This is a genomic window from Sinorhizobium fredii USDA 205 (assembly GCF_001461695.1).
In the GTDB taxonomy this organism is placed as follows: Bacteria; Pseudomonadota; Alphaproteobacteria; order Rhizobiales; family Rhizobiaceae; genus Sinorhizobium; species Sinorhizobium fredii.
The window spans coordinates 1-6,396 of sequence record NZ_AUTC01000037.1; the positions used below are offsets into that span (position 1 = coordinate 1).

Annotated in this window: 1 protein-coding gene and 3 pseudogenes; all 4 read right to left on the reverse strand. The window is 57.5% G+C overall.

What is annotated here, in order from left to right:
• Window positions 1-58: 58 nt before the first annotated feature.
• A complete protein-coding gene (locus N181_RS05725) occupies window positions 59-2,212 on the reverse strand; it encodes a prolyl oligopeptidase family serine peptidase (protein ID WP_234886011.1) in 2,154 nt (717 codons plus the stop codon).
• Window positions 2,213-3,306: 1,094 nt separating this feature from the next.
• Window positions 3,307-4,997: pseudogene (nodU, locus tag N181_RS05730) on the reverse strand (nodulation protein NodU).
• 1 nt (window position 4,998) lies between these two features.
• Window positions 4,999-5,627 (reverse strand): annotated as a pseudogene (gene nodS / locus N181_RS05735) (nodulation methyltransferase NodS).
• 344 nt (window positions 5,628-5,971) lie between these two features.
• Window positions 5,972-6,396: pseudogene (locus N181_RS05740) on the reverse strand (transposase); the annotation flags it as partial.

Consider the following 6,396-nt stretch of genomic DNA (forward strand, 5'->3'; position numbering starts at 1 on the left):
TCACAACTGGCTGATTTCACTCAACTCTTTTTCGGTCAGGCTCTAAGGCTTTACGCACTCACTTATTATCCATGAGTTTTTGAAACATGTAGGTGTATTCGAGGGCGTAGCGGCGGGCGTGTTCCTGCAGGTTGGCGGCGGCGGCATGACCGCCCTCGATATTTTCATAATAGTAGAAGGGCAGGCCCATGTCTTCGAACAGGGCGGCCATCTTGCGCGCGTGCACTGGGCCGACGCGGTCATCCTTTGTCGAAGTCTCAAAGAAGGGTTCCGGATACGCTACGCCCGCCTTGACGTTGTGATAAGGCGAGATCGAGCGCAGGAAGGCGCCTTCAACCGGATCGTCGGGACTGCCATATTCGCCTTGCCAGGAGGCTCCTGCCGACATGCGGGTGAAATTGACCATGTCGAGAAGCGGCACCTGGATCACGACTGCGTTCCACAGGTCGGGGCGCTGGATCATTTGCACGCCCATGAGCAGGCCGCCGTTCGAACCCCCCATGATCCCGAGATGCGGTGTCGAAGTAACCTTCTTGGCGATCAGGTCCTGCGCAACGGCCTGGAAGTCGTCATAGACGCGCTGACGATTTGTCTTCAAACCGGCGTCGTGCCATTTCGGGCCGAATTCGCCGCCGCCGCGGATATTCGCGAGCGCGTAGGCACCACCCTTTTCCAGCCACAGTTTGCCGAGCACCGCCGAATAGCTGGGCTGCATTGGAATTTGGAAACCGCCATAGGCATAGAGGATGGTCGGGTTCGTGCCGTCCAGCTTGACGTCCTTGCGCGCTACGAGGAAGTATGGAACCTTCGTTCCATCCTTCGAGGTCGCCCAGAACTGCTGTGCTTGCAGGCCTCCGGCATCGAAGCGTTCTGGGGTCGAAGTGATCTTCTCGACTTGGCCGGTTGCAGCATCGGCGCAAAACAGAGTTGAAGGTTCGAGGAACCCTTCTGAGAAGACGAACAACTGATCGCTCTCATCGTCGCTAGACGTCAGGGACAGCGTCGAATTTTCCGGCAGAGCCAGCTTGAAAGACGACCAGCCGCCCTTGCCGAAATCGAAGCTGCGCACCTCGCTGGTGACATTCGATAGGATCGACAGCACGAGACGATTTTTGGTCTGGGTAGTGCCTGCGACAGATTGATGCTCGTTTGGCATGAACAGCACAAGCGGTTCAACGCGCGCTGGATCGGCGAGCGCCGCCTTGAGATCGAAAGCGATAATCGCACCATTGTGGAAGACGGTGCCTTTGGCCGAGGTCCAGTCCGACTTCAACCAATAGATTGCCTGGCCCTTGTAGTAGCTGCTAAAGACGGCCGTGGTCGGTAGGGGCAGGACCACCTTGCGCGTATCGGTGTGGCCGTTTGGGTAAAAGGCTAGTTCGGTATTGAAGAAGTCGAGGCCGCGATACGAGGTGTCCATAACATACTTGCCATCGATGTCGCGTAGCACGCCGCGCTCAGCCGAGACGTCCTTCTTTTGGCCGCGGAAAATCTCGACCGCCTGATCCAAGCTCTGGCCGCGCTTTACCACCTTGGTGACGTAGGCATAGCCGGAAGAGGTCACTTCACCCAGCGTCCATTCCCGGGTCACGTAGATGGTGTTCTCGTCCACCCAGGTCACGGACTGCTTGCCTTCGGGTAGGACGAAGCCTTCCTTAACGAATTCACCCTTGGCAATGTCGAATTCGCGGACCACATCCGCATCCTTGCCGCCATCGGACAGGCGGATGAGGCAGAGATTGCTCGTGGGCGGCAGGCAGTCCCCGCCTTCGAATACCCAGGTCTTGCCCTCGGCCTTGGATAGCGCATCGACGTCGAGAATTGTGCGCCATTGCGGGTTGCCGGACCTGTAGGACTCCCAGGTCGTGCGCCGCCACAGGCCCTGCACGTGCGTGCCGTCCTGCCAGAAGTTGTCGATCATCCCGTTGCGCGCGAAGCTGGGCGAAGCAATGCGGTCGGTCGCCTGTAGGATCGTCAGAGCGTCGGCCTGGTACTCGCTGTAACGCGGATCTTTCGACAGCTTATCGACGGTCGAAAGGTTATGCGCCTCGACCCAGGTCATCGCCTTGTCGCCGTCGATCTCGTTCAGATAGGCGCGAGGATCGGAGGCGTCCTTGGAAGCTTTGTTGGGGTTGGAATCAATCGCCGTGGCGACGGTGGTCATCTGGGGCTGGGCGGGAGCCGTCATGGTGACCATAGTCATCGCCATCATCAAGTTGTTCAGAAATGTAGTGAGCATGGTTTGCCTCTTCGAAAGCCTCGATAAACGTATTGGAAGCGTTTAAAATCAACCGCTTCGCACCCTTCTTAGCAAAAGCTGTGCCAGTCTGTGTGGGCAAGAGCTGTGCCAGCCCGGTTTTTTCGGGGTCATTGGGAGGCCGTTGTAGGAGAAGTGGCACTGTGTGTCGCAACCGCGAAACGGCGTTGGACGACGTCGGGCGCGGTCGGATCCGGCACTTCAGGGAGTTCGCGCTATAGGGTTGACTCGGGATTGTCGACACCCAGCCTTGCTTTGTGGAAGAACCGCGCTTCTGCGTATGAAGAGCCGCGCCGTCAGCGGCAATTTGGTCAACAAGCTCGGGGGATTTTTCCGAAAACCTGGTAGGCCGGTCAATTCGTCATCCCGGACTGTCCACCCAAGGGCGCACTCCAATAAGGGTCAAAGTTCAGTGCCGATTGACACCTCCGCCAGACCGCTGTCGCTCATCAGGCCGTCGGGGACCCCTCAGGAGCTTCCGGATATCGGACCTATCATTGGCGAGAATTGGCGCCACGGCTCCGAACCAGCCTAGAATGTCGTGATCGACGTACTGGTAGATATCAATCTACTGCCAAACCAGTTCGGTCCAAGGCAAGCTTCCACCTTACCTTGACCGTGCACTAGAGAGCGAGCGCCTCATGCCGGAAGCCGGGCGCCCGACATATATCAACATCCGCGGCGTGCCTTATAGGGCCGAGTTGCTGGAAGAGAACGGTCGCTCACGGGTTCGTATTTATCCTGTGACTGGCTGAGGAATGCGCTTGAGCTGCAATCTCGGTTGTCAGCGGAGCGGCGCACCGCGGGCAAGCCTTTTACCGCCCCAGCCACCGTCATAGGCCTGCTCGTACCAAGGGCGCTCATAGGAACTGCCCTGCGCAATGATATACGAGCGTTTGGTTAGATCGAAAACGGCGAACGGAAGTTCAACTTGTACATTCGATCCAGGAGTTCGCTGCTCCCCAGTGGAAGAGTGACCTTTCGCCGTGGGGCAGCAACCTTATGCGTTGACATACACGTATCTTGCGCGAAGCCCGCGCCCGATAGGATCACGCGGTTGCGGACGGTTTCCTGTATAGCATGCCGTCGCACCATACGTGTTCAACGCGGCCCCACTCGCAGGCTGCGGCTGCACTTGGGAAGAAGCCACGCCCATGGTAATTGGCACTTGTGTTGCAAAGCAACGGAATGCCCGTGAGCTTTTCATATTCGACAAGTACCTCGGCGACCTTATGCTGAGAGTTCCTAGAAATGGTTTGCAGCCGCGCAGATCCGTCAAGATGTACAACTGCAGGAACTTTGTCCTGCCACGGCATCTTCGTCTGGTGATCGAACAACATGTATGGATCGGGCGTTCCGGGACTAAATATATCCGGTGCACGGTCCTCCAGACATATTGGCGCAACTGGCCGGAAGTGTTCGCGGAATTTGATTTCGTTAAGATGATCTTTCATTTCCGGCGAGGTCGCAGCCGCCAGAATGCTTCTTCCTCCCAGTGCCCGTGGTCCAAGCTCGCTGCGCCCGGAAAGGAAAACCACGGGTTTGTTGCTGGCGAGGATGGCGGCCACTTCCGAGATGCTGCACGGGCTAGCATGCCACCCAGCTGGTACTTCGCCTGCTTGCAGGCTCGGGCCGCTGTAGACTGACCAGTCTAATGGCACGAACCCTTGCTGGGCCACTATTTCACAGCAGGCTGCACCAATCGCAGAGCCGCTGTCATTAGGAAAGGGCGGTACCCAAACCGAATCGAACAGGCCTGTCTCGCGCAGCGCACTGTTCCATTTAATATTGAGTCCACAGCCGCCAGCTATGCACAGATTGCGTGCTCCCGGCAGGGGATGGTGCTGCAAGGCGTTCGCCATTTCGTCAACGAGGAGACGTTCGAGGAAAAAATGAGACGATGCAAGCACGTCTTCGGGCGCCTCTGCCCCAATTGGAGCGCGCTCGCAGCGAAAAAATCGTGCACGGCCGCAAGTGAGGATTCCGAGTTGTTGATGTTCGCACGGAAGGCGCAGGCAAGCGCAGTATCGCCGGCAAAGTGTTCTTGATAGAGCTTTTGGAACACAGCAACGATGCGTACGTGAACTGATCCCAGTGCGATAAAGGCCATCAGTTTGCCGGCAACGCCAAGGTCCCAGCCCCCGCGGCTCGTCTGCTTATAGGGGCCGAAGTAGTGGCCCGCGGCAGCGTAGGCCTGACCTGTTACCGGGAACAAGGATTTGACGAAGCTGGCTCGCTTGCCTTCCACATGGTAGAGCTGCGGAAATATGCAGCCGTCCCACACCAGGCAAAGCGCAGGGTCTCCGGATTTGGCAAAGGGGCTGGTGCAGTATGCAGAGGCGACATGGCTCGTCACATGCGGATAGCTTCTGTAGCTAAAAACCCGATCACCAAGTGTGAGGCCGGAGCCGCCGATCCAATCGAGAAGTCCCTCGGCGTGACGTTCAACGTAAGGCGCGCCTCTGAGGATAACAGGAGTCTCCCCACTGAGGACCTTGAACCGCGACTCGGCCTCACCGTCCCAGCCGTCGATGACAAACTGATCAACATCTCTTGCATTGACCCCGTTTTCCGCCAGAGCCGCCACAACAGCATCGAGATTGTTGATTTCTTGATAGCGCGAATTGTTATTCCGCTTCTCCTGCTCAGTACAGAAGACGAGCCTTCCATCCTCGACAACGGCGATAGCCCCGTCATGGGTTAACTTGATGCCACAGACGCGCTTAGTGTCTCTATCCAAATCAGGTAGTCGATTTCTGAAAACGGGAAAGCAAGCAGTCTTCATTGACCGATGCGCCGCGGCAATAAAGCTGCTCCACCTCGATCAACGTTTCGTTCAACATCGCGATGACGGTCTCGGTACCGGCCACATGCCCCCAGCGCCGGCAATTAGCATCGATTGCGGATCCAAAAACCATGTGCCCACTTGGCGCCAGCATGCTCACCAGGTTGTGAACGGCGGTGCGTATCGCGGCTACATCCTCGAGATAATAAAGAACTTCGGCCACGACGATCAGATCGAATAGCTGCTGAGTCGAGAACTGTCGAACGTCAGCGACTATCCAGTTGATGTGAGACGATTCCTTCATCCGTTGCCTCGTTCGAGCAATCGCTCGCGGCACCACATCAATCACAGTCAGCCGCTTGCAATAAGGCGCCAGTTTTCCGTGAATGCGCCGGCCGCGCACCCGACTTCGAGTGCGTTGGTGATAGGACCTTGGGAAAACGACAACCGAAGCATCTGCGAATGTCGCTCCTGCTCGAACGCATTGGCGTCGAGCCGCCATGGGTCCTCCTCCGCCAGCTCACGGTGCAATAAATGATAGTTGTTGACCCGCGTCAAATTTGGCTCCGAAACACTGTGCACGATTTTGCTGGGTGGGGAGAGCGAGGCGAATCCGGAGGCGTGGAATGCACGCGAATTCCCGAGAAAGCGGTCGCCGGCAACGATGGCTCCGTCAATACTGCTACTTGTGGGCCCTTGAGTTCGCTCGAAGTAAAATCGATTTTTGTGATGCCAAACATCCAGGTTATGGAAGTTTCGCCAGTTCCGGTCACTCCAAGGGCGGGCGTGTTGGGGGCTGCTCGGCTTGATCGCATTCGTCTGGAGTGAAGAGTTGGAGTAGTCGCCCGATCGTTGAGAGGATGGTGTCCCGATGGGTGGTGTAGCTCGCGCCTGATGGCCGTGCTTTCCGGCAAGGGCCGGAGGGGATATCAGCGTGCGACTGCAGGCAGGCTGATTTGCGGATCATCGCTCATCGACGCCATAGTCTCAAGTGTCATATACCTGGCCCGCTGAACGGCCCATTCGTCGTTTTGCTCGAGCAGTAATGCGCCGACGAGGCGGACAATGGCTTCGTCGTTGGGAAAGATGCCGACGACCTCGGTGCGGCGCTTGATCTCGCCATTGAGGCGCTCGATTGGATTGGTCGAGTGCAGCTTTGCCCGGTGCTCTTTCGGGAAAGTCATGTAGGCGAGCACATCCTCTTCGGCATCATCCATAATGGCGGCGAGCTTCGGCACTTTTGGTCTTATCTGGTCGGCAACATTGCGCCACTGCGTGCTGGCAGATTCCGCCGTACCTGGGCGAATGCCGTGGCGATGAAGGCGGAGACGACACGCCTGCCGCTCTTTCCGGC

Excerpts from the sequence above, each read along its gene's own strand:
- N181_RS05725 (WP_234886011.1), bottom strand. The coding sequence starts at position 2,212 with ATGATGGCGATGACTATGGTCACCATGACGGCTCCCGCCCAGCCCCAG.